16 protein-coding genes are annotated in these 21,997 nt (G+C 52.1%); 7 read left to right on the top strand and 9 right to left on the bottom strand.

The window, feature by feature from the left end:
* Position 1: 1 nt before the first annotated feature.
* The 6 genes from IEW52_RS07260 to IEW52_RS07285 all read right to left on the bottom strand — a co-directional run bounded on the left by IEW52_RS07260 (position 2) and on the right by IEW52_RS07285 (position 7,375).
* Entirely contained in the window at positions 2–1,423 is a 1,422-nt protein-coding gene (locus tag IEW52_RS07260) for a restriction endonuclease subunit S (protein WP_188629402.1), read from the bottom strand.
* Positions 1,416–2,462 carry a PDDEXK nuclease domain-containing protein gene (locus tag IEW52_RS07265; protein WP_188629403.1) on the bottom strand — a complete coding sequence of 349 codons (1,047 nt, stop codon included), beginning with the start codon at positions 2,460–2,462 and terminating at the stop codon, positions 1,416–1,418. Before IEW52_RS07265 ends, IEW52_RS07260 begins: the two co-directional genes overlap by 8 nt.
* Positions 2,459–4,897 (bottom strand): type I restriction-modification system subunit M, encoded by a 2,439-nt coding sequence (locus IEW52_RS07270; RefSeq protein ID WP_188629404.1) that lies wholly within the window; start codon positions 4,895–4,897, stop codon positions 2,459–2,461. The genes IEW52_RS07265 and IEW52_RS07270 overlap by 4 nt, the downstream gene beginning before the upstream one ends.
* A gap of 9 nt (positions 4,898–4,906) precedes the next feature.
* Positions 4,907–5,131, bottom strand: coding sequence for a helix-turn-helix domain-containing protein (locus IEW52_RS07275; RefSeq protein WP_039422734.1), 225 nt, complete (start codon positions 5,129–5,131; stop codon positions 4,907–4,909).
* Between the two features lie 272 nt (positions 5,132–5,403).
* Positions 5,404–7,086, bottom strand: a complete 1,683-nt coding sequence (locus IEW52_RS07280; RefSeq protein ID WP_229667840.1) for a DUF927 domain-containing protein — start codon at positions 7,084–7,086, stop codon at positions 5,404–5,406.
* 46 nt (positions 7,087–7,132) lie between these two features.
* On the bottom strand, positions 7,133–7,375 hold the full coding sequence (locus IEW52_RS07285) for a helix-turn-helix transcriptional regulator (RefSeq protein ID WP_017043889.1): 243 nt from the start codon (positions 7,373–7,375) through the stop codon (positions 7,133–7,135).
* A 477-nt stretch (positions 7,376–7,852) separates the two neighbouring features.
* On the opposite strand from IEW52_RS07285, the gene IEW52_RS07290 reads away from it, so the two are divergent.
* The gene (locus IEW52_RS07290) at positions 7,853–8,167 is read left to right on the top strand and encodes a helix-turn-helix domain-containing protein (protein ID WP_012518681.1); all 315 of its coding nucleotides are present in this window, start codon (positions 7,853–7,855) and stop codon (positions 8,165–8,167) included.
* A 302-nt stretch (positions 8,168–8,469) separates the two neighbouring features.
* Here IEW52_RS07290 and IEW52_RS07295 read toward each other — a convergent pair whose 3' ends face one another.
* Both IEW52_RS07295 and IEW52_RS07300 read right to left on the bottom strand, forming a co-directional pair.
* The gene (locus tag IEW52_RS07295) at positions 8,470–9,819 is read right to left on the bottom strand and encodes a type II toxin-antitoxin system HipA family toxin (RefSeq protein ID WP_188629406.1); all 1,350 of its coding nucleotides are present in this window, start codon (positions 9,817–9,819) and stop codon (positions 8,470–8,472) included.
* The gene (locus IEW52_RS07300; protein ID WP_229667841.1) at positions 9,809–10,120 is read right to left on the bottom strand and encodes a helix-turn-helix domain-containing protein; all 312 of its coding nucleotides are present in this window, start codon (positions 10,118–10,120) and stop codon (positions 9,809–9,811) included. The genes IEW52_RS07295 and IEW52_RS07300 overlap by 11 nt, the downstream gene beginning before the upstream one ends.
* A gap of 404 nt (positions 10,121–10,524) precedes the next feature.
* Here IEW52_RS07300 and IEW52_RS07305 point away from each other — a divergent pair, with 404 nt between their 5' ends.
* Together IEW52_RS07305 and IEW52_RS07310 are read left to right on the top strand one after the other, a co-directional pair.
* Positions 10,525–12,465: an LTA synthase family protein gene (locus IEW52_RS07305; protein WP_188629407.1), complete on the top strand. Its 1,941-nt coding sequence runs from the start codon at positions 10,525–10,527 to the stop codon at positions 12,463–12,465.
* 121 nt (positions 12,466–12,586) lie between these two features.
* Complete coding sequence (locus IEW52_RS07310) at positions 12,587–15,763, top strand: DEAD/DEAH box helicase (RefSeq protein ID WP_188629408.1); 3,177 nt, start codon at positions 12,587–12,589, stop codon at positions 15,761–15,763.
* 54 nt (positions 15,764–15,817) lie between these two features.
* Here the strand turns inward: IEW52_RS07310 and IEW52_RS07315 are convergent, their stop codons facing one another.
* Positions 15,818–17,593 (bottom strand): hypothetical protein, encoded by a 1,776-nt coding sequence (locus tag IEW52_RS07315; protein ID WP_188629409.1) that lies wholly within the window; start codon positions 17,591–17,593, stop codon positions 15,818–15,820.
* A 116-nt stretch (positions 17,594–17,709) separates the two neighbouring features.
* On the opposite strand from IEW52_RS07315, the gene IEW52_RS07320 reads away from it, so the two are divergent.
* The 4 genes from IEW52_RS07320 to spoT all read left to right on the top strand — a co-directional run bounded on the left by IEW52_RS07320 (position 17,710) and on the right by spoT (position 21,990).
* A complete protein-coding gene (locus IEW52_RS07320) occupies positions 17,710–18,498 on the top strand; it encodes a glycosyltransferase family 32 protein (protein WP_229667842.1) in 789 nt (262 codons plus the stop codon).
* 338 nt (positions 18,499–18,836) lie between these two features.
* The gene (gene gmk / locus IEW52_RS07325; protein WP_188629444.1) at positions 18,837–19,466 is read left to right on the top strand and encodes a guanylate kinase; all 630 of its coding nucleotides are present in this window, start codon (positions 18,837–18,839) and stop codon (positions 19,464–19,466) included.
* Positions 19,467–19,515: 49 nt separating this feature from the next.
* A complete protein-coding gene (rpoZ, locus tag IEW52_RS07330; RefSeq protein ID WP_188629410.1) occupies positions 19,516–19,791 on the top strand; it encodes a DNA-directed RNA polymerase subunit omega in 276 nt (91 codons plus the stop codon).
* An 81-nt stretch (positions 19,792–19,872) separates the two neighbouring features.
* Positions 19,873–21,990: a bifunctional GTP diphosphokinase/guanosine-3',5'-bis pyrophosphate 3'-pyrophosphohydrolase gene (gene spoT / locus IEW52_RS07335; RefSeq protein ID WP_188629411.1), complete on the top strand. Its 2,118-nt coding sequence runs from the start codon at positions 19,873–19,875 to the stop codon at positions 21,988–21,990.
* Positions 21,991–21,997: the final 7 nt, after the last annotated feature.

Consider the following 21,997-nt stretch of genomic DNA (forward strand, 5'->3'; position numbering starts at 1 on the left):
TTTAATCTGCATGACAAACACCCGTTAAAGACGGCTGCACTAAGCGCGTCTTACCCGTCAGCAGTTCTTGCATCATGCCTTGTTTGATTTGGCGGGTTTTGCTGAGGCGTTGTTCCAGTGCCTGAATCTCTTCGTCCATATCGGAGAGGATGGTAGCGATGGCGGTTTGTTCCTCTCTTTCACTAGGAATGGAAAGTTTCATTTTTTCAAAAGTTGTTCTTTTTATACCTTGCGCAGTAGACCCTGTGGCACTATCAGAAATATAGTCAGCAAATTTAGGCGACATAAACACTTGAAAAATAAAGAGAGGAGAATACCTTTCTTTATTTATTTGAAGCAGAATTGTCCTTTGACTAAGTATGTATTTCTTGTCATCTGGAATTAATGCGACGTTTCCTAACGGTGCTTCCATAGTAAATGCAATATCGCCTTTTTCTGGCTCACCAGAAGTCATCCAGCGCTTATAAAGCTCCTCTGAACCCAGATAGCATTCTGCACTAAAGTCAATGTATCCCTTTTTCACGTTTCCAGCTGAAAGTGCAACAATATTGCCACCTCCCCACTCCAAACCAAGTTTCTTAGGGGTGCGCCCCCTGTAGTCAATAATATTTTTAGTTAAATCGAAAACTGAAGGAGTAGCCCAATCCTCCGGTATTTCCCCCAACTCACTTGGCTTGGTGCCTTTTGGCGTCCCATCTTCACGCAAGGCGAACTGCGGCAGGCGGGTGCGGCCTGTGAGAAGTTGTTGCATGGTGGCGATTTTGATGGCCTGTTTTTTGGCGATCAGTTTTTCCAGCTCGCTGATTAGCGCATCAACATCGGATAGGGCATTGGCGATGGCGGTTTGTTCTTTTTTGGGCGGAACTAAGACAGGGCAACGATTGATAGCACCTTGATCAATAGTTGTCATGGTGGCCGTTTTTGCCTCTGCTATTAAGGCAGTTCTAGAGTGTTTCGCAATACAATTTAGATAGAGATATCTCGGTTCTAGAATCTCCGTATTTGGTCTTACTCTAATTAAATGGCTGTCAAAAACCACGTCTTCTCGTTCTGAATCGAAGATATTACAGTATGCAATTCCACTAGGAACTACAGAAGATCGTGTGAAAAAGAGGTCACCACGCTCTACTCTAAATACCTTTATTTCACCGGCGGTTGCATTGAAAAGCTCCAGGGAGTCAACATCTACTGGAGCTGCTGTATACATATCACCAACATTTATGAGGGGGACACCTTTACCCTTTCTCTTGGGTTCATAAAACAGACCATTTTGCATTGGTATTGCGGATACATCTCTAATGTTGGATAGCTGCCAATCTTCCGGAATCACCCCAACTTCCGTCTGCTTATATCCAGTTGGTACGGCATTCTTAGCCGCTTCCACCAAATATTTTGTACACACGTCTGCAACCTGATCACTCATCTTTTAACTCCTGCTGTTGCAGTTGCGCTAGGGCCTGTTCGCGTTCGCGCTCCAGCTCTCGTTTCAGCTCTTCTTCTGTCGGTAGGTAAGGCAAATATTTAGCCGCGAACAGTTGTTTCTGATCGGCCAGTACCGAGTATTTCACCACGGCTTCGCTTTTTTCGCTGCATAGCACCAAGCCAATGGTGGGGTTGTCGTCATCGCCTTTGCGCTGCTCGTCATAGAGGCGCACATAGGTATCCATTTGGCCGATATCTTGGTGTTTCAGCTTGCCCAGTTTTAAGTCCACCAGCAGAAAGCATTTAAGTTTGAAGTTGTAGAACACCAGATCAATATAAAAGTCTTCATCCTCAAAGCGGATACGCTGCTGGCGCTCCACAAAGGCAAAGCCTTTGCCCAGTTCCAGCAGGAATTGTTGCAGGTTGCTGATGATCGCCTGCTCCAGCTCGCTTTCTTGGTAGCTGTTATCTTGCAGGTTTAAAAAATCGAGAATGTAAGGGTCGCGCAGGTAGTCCTTGGCGCTTTCTGCCAAGGGTTGCGTATTGGCCTGGGCTTCGTGTTCAACCGCTGCTTTCTCTTGGCTGGCTAACAGGCGCTCGTAGTACAGCGTGCTGATTTGGCGTTCCAGTGCACGGGCGCTCCAGCTTTGGCTGATGGCCTCTTGCAAGTACCAATCACGGGCGGCGGGGTTGTCGATTCGCATTAAGGCACGGTAGTGTGTCCAACTCAATTCACTACGCACTGCGTCGTGAATTGGAAAGGTGATATAAAATTGGCGCATATTACGCAAGTTGCCAACATCAAAACCTTTACCCAAGCGTTCTGTCAGTTGCTTTGACAGCTGCTGCAACTGCTGTTTGCCGTAGGCGGCTCGGTTTTCCCCCTGTTGCTCCTCCTCAACAATCAAACGGCCAATTTGCCAGTAGCTTTGTACCATAGCGCTATTCACTGATTGGCGAACTTGGTTTCTGGCTTGTTCAATTTGCCCAGCAATCGCCTCCACCAGCTTGCTCAATCCCCTGGTGTTTAATGCTGTCATACCGCCCACTCCAGCCCCATGGCTTTTAAGTGGCCTGCCACTTTATCACTCAGGTTTTCTACCGATTGGGTGATGGTTGGCAGTGGTTCGCTGTAGCGCTCTTCCAGCTCTTTGACACGATTGGCCAGTTGCTGGGTCACGCGCTCGATTTCAGCGACGATATTGCTTTCAAGCGTTGCCAGCCATTTATCATCCACAATCAGGGATTTGATCTCTTCGATGCTGAGTTGGGGGTATTGCTTACATACCGCTAAATCGAGCGCGTCTTGCGCTTCTTTGAGGGCTTTTTTGGCTTCAAACTCGGCATCAAACAGTTTTTTAGCTTGTTTTAGCGCGGCTTTTTCATCGGGATCGGTGGCCAGTTTCAAACGTGCCGTGACTGTGGCTTTGGTGACTTTGTCTTTGTCGTTCAGCGCATCATTCAGCAAACCGTCTTCGCCACCGCCGGAGCCTGATGAAGAGTTTTCTTCCAGATAGGTTTCTAGCGCTTGGCTAGCACTATCAAGTAGCGATTGCAGGTGATCCACTTTGGCTTGTTCTTCGGCAAAAAAGCGCGCCACGATTAACGCAGGCGGGATAAGTTCAGCTTTGTATTTGGCTTTGCCAATCACTAGATCAGGTGTTTCTTTGAGCTTTTCGCCTTTATTCACCACCAATTCACGCAGTACCTTGCCCGCTGGCCAGCCGTCTTGCACTAGCACGTATACATCGTCTTGCATGGACTCCGCCCAGTAGTCCATCAGGATCTGGTAGATATCGTATTTACTCAGCAGTGAATTGTGGGAATAGCTTTCTAATAGATCTTCGCTGATACGGTGAATAATTTGTTTAGGCAATTCACTTTGTTCAATGCCTTGCAGGTTTGAACGCTGCGCCCACTCGGTAAAGGGCACTAGGCTTTGTGCGGCAAAGGTTTTGAACTCGTTATGGTTAAGGATGGTGCTTTTCACCTCGGAGGCTTTCACCAAGGCTTGGCTATAACCTTCACGGGCATTTTCAAATAACGTTGCTCGAATACTCGGGAATACTTGCCAGAAGCACTCTAAGGCATCGATGTCGCGGTTTGGAATGCCGCCTTGCAGATGGGCGCTTAAATCGTGCAGGTCTTCCGGCTCGCTGGAGTCGATATAACGGGGAATATTCAGGTTGTAGTCGTTACCGGCGATTTCACTGAGCGGCACCATGCGCGAGTAACGCGGCAGTTCTAGCTGCTTGGTAAAGACATCGACAATTTTATGAATATCTTGGCTGCGCAGGCGGTTTTTATTGCCGTCTTTGGCAAAACCTTTGCTGGCATCGACCATAAAGATTCCTTTCCTTGCCTGCGCGTGCTCTTTGTCGATGACGATAATACAGGCAGGAATGCCGGTGCCGTAAAACAGGTTTGCCGGTAAGCCGATAATGCCTTTGATATAACCTTGTTTAATCAGGTTTTCACGAATACGCGCCTCGGCATTGCCACGGAACAAAACACCATGAGGCAGAATGACTGCGCCTTTACCCGTACTTTTTAGGCTTTTAATGATGTGCAGCAAAAATGTGTAGTCGCCGTTTTTCTCCGGCGGAATGCCCCAATTGAAACGGCCAAACTCGTCGTCGTTCGGGTTAATGCCACTGGTCCAGTTTTTGTTGGAAAACGGCGGGTTGGCTACCGCAAAATCAAAGGTCTTTAATTGGCCGTTTGCCTCTTTCCACTGGGGGTCGGCAATAGTATTGCCTTTCCAAATTTTGGCGGTGGCGTTGTTGTGCAGGATCATGTTCATACGCGCCAAGGCACTGGTGGCGTTGTCCATCTCCTGGCCAAAAATACTCAAGCCACGCGGCGCTTCATCACTGGCTTTTAGCAACAGCGAGCCCGAACCACAGGTTGGGTCGTAGACGGTGGCATCTTGCGAGGTATTGCTATCAATACCAATCACTTTAGAGAGGATGCGCGATACTTCCGATGGCGTATAAAACTGGCCTTTGGATTTGCCCGATTCGGTGGCAAAGTGGCGCATCAAGTATTCGTAAGCATCACCCAGTAAGTCATCGCCATCGGCGCGGTTATCACCAAGGTTTAGCCCTTCAAAAATGCCGACTAACTTGCCCAGCCGATCAACCATCTCTTTGCCTTTGCCAAGCTTGTCTTCATCGTTGAAGTCGGCAACGTCTATCACGCCCTTTAGGTCGTTTTCTTCGGCCAAGGCGCTGATGACTTTGTTGATTTTGTCGCCAATTTCTTTGTCGCCTTTCAGGGCAACCATATCGTCAAAGCTGGCACCTGGCGGCACTACAATCATGCCGTAAGGGTCGCCTTTGTACTTATCAGAGACATACTTCATAAAGAGCATGGTCAGCACATAGTCTTTGTACTGGCTGGCATCCATACCGCCGCGCAGCTCGTCACAGCTAGCCCAAAGGGAAGAGTAAAGTTCGGTTTTCTTAATGGCCATTTGGGTTCCTTAATCTTTCATCGTCTGGCTTTTGGCCGGAATATGTTCCAATAATTGGTTTAACTCGCAGTTAAACAAACTGCACAGCTTATCGAGCGCCTCTAAGTCCACCTTAAGCGCGGTTTCTTTGTACAGTAGCGTGACGGTGGTACGGCTGAGGCCGGTTTCTCGCATCACGTCGCTAATGCGCATTTTTCTCTCACCCATTAATCGGGCTAGGTGGCAGCGGATCATGCTCTCTCCACGGTGTTTTCTTAACCATAAACTTGGGGATTTTTCACTGTTGCTTACCCTACCACGATTATGATTATTCTCAACTTATTTGAGTTAAAACCAAATAATTGAGCGAATTTGTTATTCGTTCGGTGCTGGTTGTTGGTACGCTAACGGTTCACGGGAATGCCTCTAGCGGTATTGTCTGTGTTGGACTTCAAGCATCGCTAGCTATTTATGTTGACTGGCGGTGCACTGCAAGGCGACAAGCCCACGCAGGGGTCATCGCCTTTTTAGTCATCCAAGATGCTGCCTTTCACACAGTACATTCGTGGGCGTGTGTTGTCGGGCAGGCTGACTTTGCGCTGTGGTCGGTTGCCATCGGGGACTAGGTAGCCTGCGGCCATCAGTGCTTTGGCAGCGCGATCTGGGCTTAGGCCTTCGGTGGCTTCACGCCAGCCAGTTGGGTAAAACAGGTAGAGGGTTTGTGGGCCTGTAGAATCAAGCCAACCCGCGCGTTGGCGTACTTGACTGCTGTAACCGGTTTGTTTGGGCGTAAAGCGGCTTTCGCCATGCTGCTCAATAAAGCTGCGCACCTGGCGAATCGCTTGTTGGTCTTCATTGGCGGCCACGCCACCGCGGGCAAGTATCCATTGGTTAAGCTGGCTTAAACAGGCAGCTTCGACACTTTGGGTTGGCCAATCGAGCACCTTGGCCTGAATCGCTAACAGGCCTGCACTAGCCAGTAAGGCAAACTTTTCGGCGACCCGGCGCACTTGGCCGTCGGCCTCGTCAGGCAAGCTGGCTAAAAAGCGTTGGCGTACATTTTGGAAAACGGGTCGCACCTGCGCGCTGTGCTGCGTTAAATACCGTAACCAGTCCAAGGCCAAGCAGCCGTAGTGTTGGCGACTTTGCTGTTTTAGGTGATCGGCTAAATCGGCGGCGTTCATACCATGACTCTGGTTAAACACGCCCATTTGCGCTCCGGCATCGGCACTGAGATCAATCACGCGCACTTGCTGCCCCGCTTTTACGCGCTTGCCAATACTGGCAAGGTGGCTTTCAAGCGTCACTTCGCCAGTAGATAAAAACACCAAACGCCAACGCACGGGTAAGCGCATTTCACCGTATTTGCCTGCACGGGTTTTACCTTGGCCATTGGCAAGCATGTAAGCGACATCACCTGCCTCTTTTGGGTCAACTTCGCCCATTTCATCGAGCGCCAGCAAGGCATCGTTATGCGCTAATGCTGTGCCTTCTAAACCGTTGGCCGTGGCGCGCCAACTGTGGCGCAGCTGATTAGGCTCGCCCCACACCGATAATGCCGGATACAGCGCCGCAGTTTTACCAGTACTGCTGGCACCGTAGAGGTGTAAACCAAAACCATCCACCCCACATAAATGCAATAAAGGTGCGGCCAGTGCAGCACAAACACCAACGATTAATAACGGGTTATCCAGACAATAACGGCCAACGTGCTGCCGCCAACTGTCGCTACTACCTTGTTGAATAAAGCCTTCTATCGGGTGCATGGTTTGCAGCACCATGCGCGGGTTGTTACTGTGTTCGCTTGGGTAAAAGGTGAGGCGCGGATGCACATAAGCGTGGTGATGCCAGCCAATGCAGTTCACGCTGATGGCCTTTTGCGTGGCCAGTTCGCCCATTTGTTGAATAAATAGCGAGAGCAACTGCCGCGCTTTGACACTGTTGCTTAGCCGCATGCCTCGGCTGAGTAGAATTCGGCGGTACTCGCTGCCATCTCCGGCCAATAGTTCTGCGGGCATAGCCCAATAGCGATGGCGATTGTCATCGTCTAACCAGTGCAATAAATAGCCGTAGTTGTCCCCTTGCGGATCGCGGGTGCGAGCAGCAACTTGCAGCCAAGAGCAGATTTTGACTGGGCTATCTTGCCCTGCCGGTTGCATCACCAGCCAGTTTTGCGCGTTATAGGCAAAACCAGCCGGTAATGTTGGCACTTTGCTATGCATATCACTGGAAGGTAGTTGGTTTGATGCTGATGGTTTATCCACGGCCATAAGCAGCACCGATACGGCGGGTTTCAATCCACTGGTCGATATCGCTTTCTAACCAGCCCACGGCACGCGCACCAATACGAATGGATCGCGGAAATTCACCGTTGGCCATCAGGGCATAAATGGTGCTGCGGCCAAAGCCTGTTTTGGCCTTTACCTCGGGCAAGCGCAAAATCCGCTGCTGACGCGCTGGGTGCACTGAGTTTGTGGGTGACTGTGTGGTTGGGTTCATCGTTTGCTTCCTCACTGATCTGTTAAGTTCAGTTAGGAGTTTGCCAGTGCTAAACGGACGCAGTAGGCAGATAAATGCTCAGATCGTGCAGCTTTCTGAGGGTACAGGTCGCTACTTGCCCCAGTATTTACATAATGCCCCAAGTCATAAATACCCTGTGGGCAGGGTTAATGTGCGGCTAAGTGGCGTGAATTAACGCTTTGCCCAGACTGCCCCAAAAGCCCAAAGAACAGCGTACTGCTTTGAAGTTTCCTACTCAAAACTCGGTTTTGGTGAGTCGTATGGATGGAGTGTTTATATGTCGAGTGTATCGACACACAAGAAAGACATGTCGAAAAAACAGTAAAAATCGACATGACCAGCTCAGATCTTGGCTCACATTACTTCGAGGGATGGCAATTTATTGCTTTACAACTTGAAGATAAAAGTGAAACTATAATTTCACTAAATTAATATTTAAGAAAATATAGTTTCACTATGGATACTGTCGAGCCAAAATCAAAACGCACTGCGGTCATATTCCCTAGACAAAGGAAGATGTTAAACATCTTGGGCGAAAACTTAACATTGGCGATGAAGAGACGCGGCATTACTCAAGAAATGATGCATAGTAGGACAGGGATTTCTAAGCCAACACTACGTAAAATATCAAAAGGTGATCCTTCCGTTTCACTTGGTCACTACGTTAAGGTTTTGGCAGTCCTAGGCTTGTTAGACGACCTAACCAAGGTTGCCCGTGATGACGAGCTGGGAAGAAAGCTGCAAGACATCCAATTGCTGAATAAAAAATAAGTGCAGTAGTAGCCCATATCCACATGACTAAAACTTGGCCAGCAAGGTCAGCTTCAGAGAAGAAAGATAGCTATTAAAGGGCTGTTTTATACTCAATAAGAACCAAATTACACTTTTATGCGCATAAAAATGTAAAATTCCGCACTTTTATGCGCGTAAAAGTGTGCAATACAAGTTGAGTACTCGTCTATGCGTTTTACCGAACGGGGGAATGCAGAGGTTGGAGGTCTACACAAAGTGACTTTATAGGTAACAACCTGTAGACCTTGTATTTATTGTGAATTGAAAAGTTTGTTTTACTTTCATTGAAAAAGCGCTGCATTTTCCTGTTTGCGCTGATCCAATGTCTTAGCAATTGCAGATACTGTGGTTTTGCTAACCCCTTGCTGCTGTGCCAGATACGTAAATTGGCTGATGGCTTCTGCGACTTCTTCAATGACTTGCCTTGCATCATTCCAATTCGAAAAGCCAGCACTGGTAGCAAGTTTTTGCATCACCTTAAGTGGTGGCGCTTTGCCATAACCGCCGAATGCAGTGGCGTGTTCGTTGAATGGATGTGGGCTGTAAGTAACATCGTAAAAAGGTGCAGGGTTCCATTGACCGTCATCCGCTTGCAAAAACGCCCAGTTTTTACTGTGGTCGTCTTGGTTAGACGACAGCAGGTTAAAAACGGCACGGCGAAATTGCAGCTGTCCAGCCGCTGGCGATTTACACAACTGACGGCTAGCTTTAATTAAATCAATGTAATCTAAACTTGGCGTTCGAAAGTCTGCATCCATCAGCCCGCAAGCGCTGTGCATATGCAATCGACCTGAACTGCGATTGCCGCTTAAATTGGTCTGCTCCGTGACATAATCAAAACGCTTAAGCGCCAACCAGGCAGACGCACCGCTGGTAGGTGGTGCTTCAATGAGTTGCCAAACTGGTGGTTGACACTTAGCAAGTTCTGCCATTTGTAAATAAACCGCCTCGCACACACCTTCTTCATGGCCGAGCGCGAGATTTTTCGAGGTAAATTTAATCAGCCACGCCTCATCACTAGGCTTTGCAACGGTTCGACAATGCTGAGTTTCCCCAGCAGGCATATAAATCTGTGCCTTGGGTCTTGCCCCACCCGAACTACCACCCGCGACTAATGCAGCCAACACCTGTTGAGTATGCCCATCTAACTCATCGTGATTATCATCCATATAATCTGACATTGAAGCATCGAACAGCGTTTGCGCTGCTAAGCCTAAAGTAGCTAGATCAATATCGGTGTTCGTCGTGGTTGAAAACTCAGACACCGGAGAAAAAGACAGCGACCCCATGCCTTTATCACCGACAAAGGCCAGCCGGTCCATCGCCGTTAATTGATTTGGCAAAATGCCCTTTTGCCGGAAAATACGATCTTGCAACAGCATGCCCCAGCCATCGGGCAAACAATCTCCAAATACGCCATGTACACCTTGGTGCGGCGCTTTAGGTGCGACTTGAACTTGCACGTTCGCTTGCAAGGTAAAAGGTGATAAGTTGCCAAACTGCTGCAAATAGCTGTCTGCATACTGAAAAAAAACGCCTTGTCGATTCTGCGCCAAGACCCCTACTACAACCTGCTCACCTGAGCTTAATGTACGAGTTACCATGAGTTTTTGAATGGGTTTAAAAGGCATCTTTTAGCACCTCATCAATACTAGAGGGCATAGTGACCCGTTCTTTGCTAGGTTGTGTGAGTTGATAGAGCCTCTCTAGCGAGTCAAGTGTTTGCCAAAGCAACAACAATTGGCGAAATGAAATTTGCCCGGTCAACTCAAACTTCTTAATGGTGGCCGCAGGTACGCAGCTTCGCTCTGCCAGTGCAGCGCGTGATAGCTTTGCTTTGTGGCGTAACTCCCGCAAATAAGCCGCATAAGCTTGGCTTACATCGGTATCATCAAGTAAGGTAAAATTCATCCGCAAAGACCAAATGGACACAGTTATATCCATTATAGCGAAATAAAGCAGAAAGTGGACACTATTGTATCCATAAACAAGTAGAGTGTTGAAAAATCACTCGATAAAGCCCTTCAAAACTGCTATTTTTAGACCCTAACAGCAGCATAAAAACGGCACTGTTTTTCCATTGCCAACCACTAAGATTCAGTAAAAGCCAGAGGCAAATGGTGGGCAGTTTGGTGGGCAAACAGGCATTTTTGAACGGTTTATTCTCGGTAAGTTATTGAGTTTGTTAGGGTCTAGGCCGCTACTCAATGAGCAGATCCAGAATATCGAGTGATTTATCACAATGTCGCTATGTTATAGACTCTTGCAAAGCCCTTTGACCAAGGGCTTTTTTATTGCCAATCGGCTGCAACACCTTAACTTACCGAGATAAAATCGTGTTTAACAACACCCTCCGCATACTATTACTGCTGCTGGCCACCGCTCTGCTCAGCAAGTTTTCCATTACCGCGCTTAATCCTTATTTGGCCACGCAACTGTTCAGTAGCGAAGGAGCTTACAGTTTATGGTGGGGATTACGCCTGGACATGACCGCCGCCACCGCTTTGGCCACGCCCGTCATATTACTGTTGCTGGTTATTCATCTTGGTGGTAGCCGGCCCAGCCTTGTTAAACCCCTGCTGTTTGTAGCCGGATTATGGCTGATATTGACCACCACGGCCGATGCCATCTACATGCTGGAAGCTGGCCGACACGTCACCTTTGAAGTCTTTACCGGCAGTGGTCTGGAGCAAGGGCTGATTGCCACCGCCTTGACGACCTATATTGCGCAGACGCTCACCGGATTGGGGTTAACGTTACTGCTGGCCGTCGCAATCTGGAAATTACCGCTTGGTGCCACTCCCGGCCAGGTATCGCAACCTCACGCCGCAAGGAAGGCGCGCTGGCCTGCTGCCGCTGGTTTATTGCTGGTGTGGCTGGCGGTTACCGCCACTGCCGTGCGTGGTGGCTGGAGCGATGCGCCGCAGTCGCCGATGAGCGCCTATAAAATAGGCGATCCCAATCAGGCTGCCCTGGCATGGAATGCGCCTTACGCCATTACCTATTACCTGACCAAAGGCAAAAAACGCGCCGCTCAACAACAGACTCCCCCGCCCAGCAGCCAGGACATGGCCTTGCTGGCCGAGTACCTGCGTAGTCATCACCAGCAAGCTCTCGAGTTGCCCACCAAGCAAGCCAATGTGCTGATAGTGCTACTCGAAAGCTGGCCCGCCGCCGATTTGGCAAGTTATGCCCAATCCATTCCCGGTGCGGCTCCGCCCTCGGCGGCCCCTTACTTTGATAGCTTGCGCCAGCAAAGCCTCACCACCAATGCCTTGTATGCCGATGGTTACCGTACCGTCGAGGGGATGTTTGCTTCCTTCTGCTCGTTTCCCAACCCGATTGGCGGAGGCGTTGCCGGCACTCAGCTGCAAGGTGCCGACTACTATTGCCTGCCTCGTTTGCTCAAAGAACAAGGCTTTGATACCCACTTTATTCAAGGTAGCGGCAAGGGCATAGTGGGCTCCTTTGCTCAAAGCCTGGGTTTTACCCATTCTTACGGTAAGTCCGACTATGATTTTGCCGGTACCGAGAATTACTGGGGTTATATGGATGATGACATTTACCGTTTCACCCTCGACAAGCTCGCCTCTCTCACCGGCCCTTATCTGGTGACCGTGAATACCGGCACCACTCACGACACCTATCTGCCATCCGAAGACGACTATATTTTTGGCAAAGAGAATAGAGCCGCGCTACGCCGTAACGTAATACACAGTGCCGATGGCGCCTTGCAGCGTTTTTTAACGCGACTGCCTGAAGTCTTAACCGAACCCACCCTGGTGGTATTGATGGCCGATCACACGGCATCGGTAGAGCCCAATGATCTGGAACGCAATGCCATTCCGTTTTTAATGTTTGCCACCGATGGCTCAGTGCCCACGCAAACTCGCCCCATCAGTGCCGGCCAGCTGGATATAGCGCCGACCATTATCGACTGGCTTGGCGGTCAGGTGCCTTGGTTTACCGGTCAATCATTATTGGCTGAACAATATAACGGCTTTGCGCACTATTCCGATGGCCAGACGGTGCACTGGATTGAAGGCAAGCATCTGGTGCAGTTTAACGCCACCGCCATCGACCTGGAGCACAGCAGTACCACGTGCTTTGAGATTGCAAACAATGGTTTGGCTCTGACTCCGGACAGTTGCGCCAATGAGGATTACGGTAATATGCTGCGGCGCGCACAGGCATACACCCGATATACGCAATCATTGCTATTTGCCGGTAAAACCCGTGACTTTGCAGAGTTATTGTCGAAAACTACGGAGCAATAGCCATTCGGTATTAACCGTGTTTTTGGTACATCAAGGCGGCAGAGTACAGTTTGTCTGTCGCCTTCCGCCGTATTAAAGTAACTGCCAGCCTTTCAGCCTTATCAGTATCAGAGTAGCGACCATGCACTTCACTCTCAACGATATCCAACACCTCACCAGCCCGGCGGCGTTCAAGCGGGGTGAGACCTATTTTCGCCAGGGCAAGGTGATGTATGCCAATCTGGACGAGGTGCATGAGCAGGTTATTGCCAAGGTAAAGGGCACAGAGCCTTACCCCTATGAAGTGTTCCTGTTCTGGGAAGGCAAGGCGCTGGCCTCGGACTGCAGCTGCCCGGTGGGCTACAACTGCAAACACGGGGTGGCGGCGGCACTGCAGTGGCTAAGCGAACAGCAAGCCACTGCAAACGCCGGCAACAGCTCACCCCAGTCGGCTTTGGAAAAATGGTTGACGGCATTACCCTTCGAGGTCGAGCCCCCTCTGGATGAGACTGCGTTGCAGCCGGGCCGGCATTATCTGCTGTATCAACTGGAGCAAGATCAGGGCCAGCATCGTCTTTCGATATACAAAGCCTACCTTAAAAAGAATGGCGACTGGAGTCAGCGTAAGCCCTATCTGGCCCCTTATTACGCCGCCTGGAATGTACCGGATTTTTATCTGCCGCAAGACAGCAGCGTAATGCAGCAGCTGCAACAACCGGGGCTGCAATCCTGTCATGATTTGCTGCTGACTGGGACCGCAGGCGCCCAAGTGTTAAATCAACTACAGCTTAGTCGGCGCTTGATATTGGCAGACGGTCAATTCCTGCACACGGCGCCACAGCGTACGCTCCATTGGCAATGGCAAACATCGGACACGGAACAACGCCTGCTCGCCGAGCTGGAAGGCGTAACCAACTGGGAGCCGATTGCGGTAACACCGCCTTACTATCTGGACCGAGATAATGCCATCATCGGTGAGATAGCGACCCCCTTGACCGGCTCCCAGCTCGCTCACCTATATAACATGCCACCGGTACCCAACGAGCAAATGCCCATGGTCTCCGCCCAGTTGCGTCGGGTATTTAAGCCTGAACAGCTGCCGCTGGCCAAAGAGCCGACCCTGATCACGGAAGCTACCCCCGTACCACACCTGACCCTGACGATGACACAATCGGAACACGGCGCGCCGCTCCCCGCAGCGCAGCTGCATTTCGACTATGGCCCCATTGCCCTGGCGCCTCTCTATCACGGCGCCTTCAATACCGAGTCATTACTGCAACAGCACGACGGGCAGGCCTATCTGATCGAACGCCAGGACAGCGCCGAAAAAGAGTACGCTCTCCAACTACAGGATCTGGGCCTCTGGCCGAGCGCCGCGCTCAACGATATCGGGCTAAAAGATACCTGGATGCCGAATACCGGCAATGCCGCGCAGGCACTGCGGCATTGGCAGGAATTGCTGGAGCAAGACTTTCCCGAGCTGGAACGTCGGGGCTGGCGAATCAGTGAGGCAGCGGATTACCGGTTCGAGATCCACGATGCCCGCTTCGATATCGAACTACAAGACAGCCACCATAGCTGGTTCGATTTCTCGCTCGGGCTGCAGCAGGGCGAGATCAAACTCGACACCATGGAGGTGATCGGCGCCTGGCTGCAGGCCGACATGCCAGCCGAACTGCTGCTGCCGGTCGGCGACGACTGGCTGCGGGTGGATACCCAGCCGCTATGGACCATACGCGATTTGCTGATCGAGCTGTTCGACCAGAAACTACTCGACCGCCCCATCACCCTGCCCGCCTTTCAAGCGGCGCAACTGCAGGGCCTGGAGCTGGACGATCGCCAGGCGCCGTTAACCCGGAACATGATGGCACAGCTGCAGGACTTCACCGGCCTGCAACCGGTGCCGGTGCCAGCCGGACTGAATGCCGAGCTGCGCCCCTATCAACAGCAGGGGCTGAACTGGCTGGCCTTTCTGCATCGTTACGGCTTGGGCGGCATTCTGGCCGACGACATGGGATTGGGCAAAACCCTGCAAACCCTGGCGCTGATCCAGCACCTCAAGGAAACCGACCAACTGCAGCAACCGGCCATGATACTGGCGCCTACCAGCCTGGTGGGTAACTGGCAGCATGAGGCCAGCCGCTTTACCCCCGACCTAAGGGTGCTGATTATTCACGGCCCCCAGCGCCATGCGGCCTTCGAGCAGATAGCAAACCATGATCTGGTGATCACCACCTACCCGCTGCTGCTGCGCGACGGCGAACACTACGCCCAGCAGCACTTTGGTGTGCTGGTACTGGATGAAGCCCAGGCCATCAAAAATCCCACCACCAAGGTCGCCCAACGAGTGCGTGAGCTCAAGGGCGGCTTGCGGTTATGCCTGAGTGGCACACCGCTGGAAAATCACCTCGGTGAGCTGTGGGCACTGATGGACTTCGTACTGCCCGGCCTGCTTGGTGGTCGTAGCCGTTTCAATCACAGCTATCGCCAGCCCATCGAAAACGACGGCAACCGACAGCGCCAACAAGAGCTGGGCCAACGACTGGCCCCCTTTATGCTGCGCCGCACCAAGGCCGAAGTAGTGAAAGAATTGCCGGAAAAAACCGAGATTATTCAGTACGTGGAATTGCAGGGCAAACAGCGCGCGCTGTATGAAAGCATTCGTGTGAGCATGGAAAAACGGCTGCGTACTTTAGTTGCGCAAAAGGGCATGGCCCGCAGTCACATCGAGTTTCTCGATGCCCTGCTCAAGTTGCGTCAGGCCTGTATCGACCCGCGATTGGTCAAGCTGGAAAAAGCCGCCGACATCAAGGAGCATGCCAAGCTGGACTGGCTGGCGGATGCCATTCCTCGGTTACTGGAGGAAGGCCGTCATATTCTGGTGTTCTCCCAGTTTACCGAAGTGCTGAGCTTGATCGAAGTCGAGCTCCAGCTGCGTAACATTGACTACAGCAAGCTCATCGGCAAGACCCGCAACCGCCAACCGGCCATCGACCGTTTTCAGCAAGGCAAGGTGCAGGTATTTTTAATCAGCCTCAAGGCCGGTGGCAGCGGCCTGAACCTGACGGCGGCGGATGTGGTCATTCACGTCGACCCTTGGTGGAACCCGGCGGTAGAAAATCAGGCTACCGACCGCGCCCACCGGATCGGGCAGGACAAACCGGTGTTCGTGTACAAGCTGGTGGCCGCCGACACGGTAGAAGAACGTATTCAGCAGATGCAGCAACAGAAACAGGCGCTGGCCGACGCCCTGTTCAGCGACACCGGCAGTGCCGGCCTGCCCTCGGATTCAGACAGCCTGCTGGCGCTGCTGAGCTAATACAGGGGCGAAGGAGGCAAGTTCTGGCTGCACTCCTTCCCCTCACACAGTACATTACCCCATCCCATAACCGGCCTGATGCAGGGCGCGGCGGAAATTCTGTTCTCGGTGGGGCTCAATCAACAGCCGGTTATCGCCCGCCGCCAGACACAAGCCAGCGGTCAACGGATGAGCGGCAATTGCCGCCGCTGTGGGCTCATCCCGACAATGCAGCAACAGCATGGTACCGGCCGGCATCACCGCCCGGGCATTGGCTTCGCAGCTGGCCAGCAACTGTTCGCTGTCTTGCGGTAAAAAGGGCTGGGGATCGCGCCTGGCAATAAAGTCACGCAACGGCGTCAGGCTGCCGCCGTTTTCCAGCAGGGTCAGTATTTTCTCCACCGACAACTGCCAGCCCTGCTCGTCCAGGCCATCCGCATAGCCCTCTATCAGCAACAGCTCGGCCTCACTCGGCGGTTGGTTGAACTGCAGTCGGTAACCTTTTTGCATGGTCAGCGGTGTTTGCTGGCTGGCTGACGGATCCTCATAGTCCTTGCTCAGTCCCAGACAATAGGCACCAAACGCATTCAGCCGCACATAAAGCAGGCCGTCGTACCGGCTAAGACATTGGAGATCCTCGCCACACCACACATTGTCATAGTCAGGCTCTGGGTGATCGGGGGGAGCCAACACCACATCAATCAAGCCCAGGGTGGCCGCGTATTCCAGCAACACACAGCGCAAATAGCGCCCTTGCAACATCTCCCAGTTGGCATTGTGTAGCGCGCCATAATGGCGGTCAAATATATACAGGGCCCCCATCTCCTCGGTGATCTCGAACTCATGGCCTGCGGTCAGCATAAAGCGGGAAAAATCCGGATAAGACACCCAGCCAGCCACCGGGCTCTCGGCGAGCGCCGCTGCAATCGCATGGCGGCGGTCGGGCACAGAGGTTAACCATTTTGCCCCCTTGCCGGTTTGCCCCTTGATAATATCGATGCGAGAGAACTCGTCCAGCACCTGACTATCCAGCCAGTCCAGCCACAATTGCCTCTGGATCTGATGCAGTGGGGCCGACAGTTGCTTAAGCCCCTCGGCAGTCAGCACCAGCCGACCGGCTTTTCGTCGCACCCAACGAGAGGCCTGCAACAGCATGATCCAGCCAAAGGCCTTGATATGAGCTCCCCCTGGGGCGTCTTCGCAGGGATCGTCCGGGTAGTATTCCTCCAACCGGCTCGAGAGCTTTTGCAGCAATGCTTTACCCGGCAGGCCGGTTTTATCGCTGACCTTGAGCTCTCCCTCCTGCAGCAGTACCAGCATCAATCGCAACTCTCTTGCCGCCGCTCGCTCCCGTTCAACTATTACCGTATTGGCGGGCAGCGGGGTTGGCAACTCATCGGGCTGCAACTGCGCCACTGCGGGCGGCAACACCAGTGATTTGAGCCGCTGCTGAAGCCAGTCCGGAATACGCTGCCCACCCTGATAACGTGCCGGCGGATAGAAAAACCACCCCAGTTTGTACTGCTCGGCCGGGGTGTGGTAGTAGTGATAACGCTCGGTAAACCAGGCTGGCAAGGTGCCAAACTCGGCGGCAAAGCGGCGTTCGTCAAACCAGCCATCGCTGCAATAAAGGCTGGTGCGTACCGCCTGCTGCTCCAGCGGAGAAAGAGATTGCCATACCAGGGCCAGGCCATCTCCTGATAACCAGGCCTTGATGGCTCTTGTCAGCTCCGCCTTGCGGGTCGGTGCCGTGCCGGCTGCTGGGCAGGATTTGAAGCGGGGCTTAAGCTGATCCACCGTCAGCAGATTCAGAATATCCAGAAAAGCCTGATCATTATTGTTGGCCGACACGAAGATCTCCTGTTAGTTTGGGTTATGCCATCGTTGTCGCTGCGAGAGGCCACTCAGCAGGCAGGCATGCTAAAATAAACCGAGAGCTAACTCCACAACTTGCCACAGGAGCTCCAGTGACGGCGCACAAAATACTGGCCAACCGGTTGATCAAATTCTTTGCCAACATGACCAAGATGCTGAGCTACGGCTTTCATGCCCTACTGCCCAACAAGCGCTTTACCCTGCCGGAACGATCCGGCGCTTTGATAAAAGGCAAAGACAGGCCTGTTCCCCGCATCATCTGGCAGACCAACTTCACCAACAAGGTCACCCTGCCGGTTTACCTTAATTATCTGTTCAATCGCATCCTGTCGCCGACCTTCGCGTATCGCTTCATGATCACCGAAGCCCGCGCCGATTTCATCAGCGCCAACTACTCACCTGAGATATTCAACGCCTATTCCCGTCTGCAAATAGGGGCCGCTCAGGCGGATTTCTGGCGGCTGCTGGTGCTGCAAAAGTACGGCGGTGTCTATCTGGATATTGACGCCCACGCGGTCTGGCCACTGGGCTACACCATCAAGCCAGAGCACGAAGAGCTGTATATCATTCGTCAAAAAAACGAGCTGACCAACTACTTCATCGCCAGCAAGCCCGACAATGCCAACCTGGCCAGACTCATCAGGCAGGTAATGCAGAATATTGAAGAAGACACGATTGCAGGGGTCTATGACATGACAGGCCCTGGGGTGTTCAATCAGGTGCTGGACTATCAGAACATTCCCACTACCTTTTATCGCATCACCTGTAATCAGGGCAGCTTTACCAACGAACACTTTCAATACATCGACAAACCCCAGGGCAAGTGGACCAAGGAGCAGTACAAGGTCGACGTGGTCCGGAAAACTCCCCCAGAGAGCTAAACCTTCAGCCTGCCTCGGCCAGCACAAACGGTGGCAGTATTCAGTAAAGGTATCGATTCCTTTGACAGCTTGGCTGTGCTTTTATCTTGATCAAATTGGTTAACAACTCGGTTTTAACGAGGTATTGATCAGGAAAAAACTGATAGAGCCGAAGCCACTACCTGATCATAATGAAATTTGCGTGGAGGGCACTTCCGCAGCAAGCTATAGTTACTTTTGACTGGTCGTTGTATTTACAACGGCCATTTTTTTATTCCTCATCTTCTGGTAAGATTTGCCGCCCTTGGTTCCAGCCCATGCTCGGCGCTGGCAGATAATCCCGAATGGGCACGACACATATGGCGCACTGCGGTACCTTATTTATTATTTCTTCTCCTAGTGGCGCAGGCAAATCCAGCCTGATCAAAGCCCTGCTAGAGCGTCCCAGCGCCGATGGCAAGCTACAGGTTTCAGTTTCCCATACCACCCGAGCCGAGCGGCCAGGGGAAGTGGACGGCATTCATTACCACTTTATCGACCAGCCCGAGTTTAAAGCGCTGATTGAACGCGGTGCCTTTTATGAGTGGGCCGAAGTCTTTGGTAACTACTATGGCACCTCGCGCGAATGGATTGACGAGCAGTTGGCACAAGGCATCGATATTCTGCTGGATATCGACTGGCAAGGCGCCCGCCAGATCCGCGCCCAGTCTCCCAGCGCCAAATCGATCTTTATTCTGCCTCCCAGCCGTATAGAGCTGGAACGCCGCCTGAATGCTCGGCAACAAGACAGTGCCGAAGTCATCAAAGGCAGAATGGATAAAGCCGTCTCCGAGATGTCCCATTACAACGAATACGATTACTTGCTGGTCAATGACCATTTTGATCAAGCATTAAATCGCCTGAGTGCCATTATAGAGGCCGAACGTGCCAATACTGACAAACAGGCGATACGTTACCAGGACTTGCTTTGCGGCCTACTGGCGGAATAAGCTAAGATCCATTAGAATTTTGCACCTTTTTTAATCATTGGAGTCCTTTATGGCACGCGTTACTGTTGAAGATGCTGTTGAGCAAGTTGGCAACCGTTTTGATTTGGTTCTGGTTGCTTCCCGTCGCGCCCGCCAACTGGCTACCCAAGGCAAAGATGCCCTGGTTCCGCTGGAAAACGACAAGCCGACCGTTGTTGCACTGCGTGAAATCGAGCTGGGCCTGGTTAACCATGCCGTGATGGATGTACAGGATCGCCAAGAGCAGCAGGAAATGGACGCCGCCGAGCTGGCTGCGGTTGCCGCCATTGCCGAAGGCCGCCTGTAAGCTTGCACCAATGAGCCCGTTCAGACAGAGCGGGCCCTACCTCAGAATTGCGTATTAACGATATCGTTTATCGAGGTAATATTGTATCTATTTGAATCTCTTAAAGAGCTTGCTACCAGTTATTTGCCGGCCGAACAGGTAGAGCAGCTAAAGTCTGCCTATGTGGTCGCCAGAGATGCACATCAGGGGCAAACTCGCTCTAGCGGCGAGCCTTATATCACCCATCCGGTGGCAGTGGCACGTATTCTGGGAGAGATGCATCTCGATCATGAAACCTTGATGGCCGCGCTGCTGCACGACGTTATCGAAGACACCCCCGTTACCAAGGCGATGCTGGCCGAGCAATTTGGCGACGCGGTTGCCGAACTGGTAGAGGGCGTGTCCAAGCTCGATAAAATCAAGTTCCGGGACCATAAGGAAGCACAAACCGAAAACTTCCGTAAAATGGTACTGGCCATGACCCAGGATATTCGGGTCATCTTGATTAAACTGGCCGACCGCACCCACAACATGCGCACCCTGGGTGCACTGCGACCCGATAAACGACGTCGTATTGCTCGGGAAACCCTCGAAATTCACGCCCCCATCGCCAACCGTCTCGGCATTCACAGCATTAAAAACGAGCTGGAAGAGCTGGGGCTCGAAGCGCTGTACCCCATGCGCACTCGCGTACTGCGTGAGTCGGTGCGCCGTGCTCGTGGCAACCGACGCGAAATTATTCAATCGATTCTGGAAGAAATCAGTGGCCGGTTGGATGACTCTCACATCGAGTGTGCGGTGGCGGGCCGCGAAAAGAACATGTTCTCCATCTACAACAAGATGGTGAAAAAAGAACTGCAGTTTCACGAAGTCATGGATATCTATGCCTTTCGTGTCATCGTAAAGGACATCGACACCTGTTATCGGGTGCTGGGCCAAATGCATACCCTGTACAAACCCAGGCCCGGTCGCTTCAAAGACTACATCGCCATTCCCAAGACCAACGGATATCAGTCGCTGCATACCTCTCTGGTAGGGCCCCATGGCGTGCCGGTAGAAGTACAGATCCGCACCGAATACATGGATCAAATGGCCGATAAAGGGGTGGCCGCACACTGGGCGTACAAACAAGACTCTGAGCGCTCCAACACCACCGCTCAGGTGCGTGCCGAGCGCTGGATGCAAAGCCTGCTCGAACTGCAGCAAAGTGCCGGCTCCTCGTTCGAGTTTATTGAAGGGGTTAAAACCGATCTCTTCCCCGACGAAATTTATGTATTTACTCCGGAAGGCCGCATTCTGGAGCTGCCTTCCGGCGCCACGCCCGTCGATTTTGCCTATGCGGTACATACCGACATAGGCCATGCCTGCGTAGGCGCCAGAGTGGATCGCCAGCCATTTCCGCTCAGCCAGCAACTGCATTCTGGCCAGTCCATCGAAATCATTACCGCGCCCAGTGCCCGGCCCAACGCCGCCTGGCTTAATTTTGTGGTCACCTCTCGTGCGCGCACCAAAATTCGCCAGTTCCTGAAAAACCTGCGCACCGAAGAGTCGATATTGCTCGGCAAGCGGCTGCTGAACCATGCTTTGGGCGCAAAGAATCTGGAAGATATCGCAGTAGAACGGGTAGAGCAGGTACTAAAAGACACCAAACACGCTTCTATTAATAGTCTGCTGGCCGATATTGGCCTGGGCAATGCCATGAGTGTGGTGGTGGCTCGCCGCCTGTTAACAGACTCAAACGAAGTGCCCGTAGAGCGCAGTAAAGCGCTGAAGAAAATGCCCATTCGTGGTGCAGACGACATGTTGCTGAACTTTGCCAACTGTTGTCGCCCCATCCCGGGCGATCCCATAGTGGCGCACATCAGTCCGGGCCGTGGTTTGGTAGTGCATCTGGAGTCGTGCAAGAATATTCGTGGCTACAGTAAAGAGCAGGACAAGTATCTGCCGGTGCAATGGGATATGGAGCAGGACTTTGATTTTGAGTTTAAAACCGAAATCGGTATCGAGCTCATTAATCACCAGGGTGCGCTGGCCGAGCTGGCCAACGTGATTGCCGCCACCGGGGCCAATATTCACAGCATAGCCACCGAAGAAAAAGATGGTCGCGTCTATCTGGTTGAGTTGTTGATCACCACCAAGAGCCGCATTCACCTAGCCAATATCATGCGCAAGATCCGTGTTACGCCTAACGTACTCAAGATCTTCCGGCTGCGTAAATAACCGCCAA

Source organism: Oceanisphaera marina, assembly GCF_014643915.1.
Classification (GTDB): domain Bacteria; phylum Pseudomonadota; class Gammaproteobacteria; order Enterobacterales; family Aeromonadaceae; genus Oceanimonas; species Oceanimonas marina.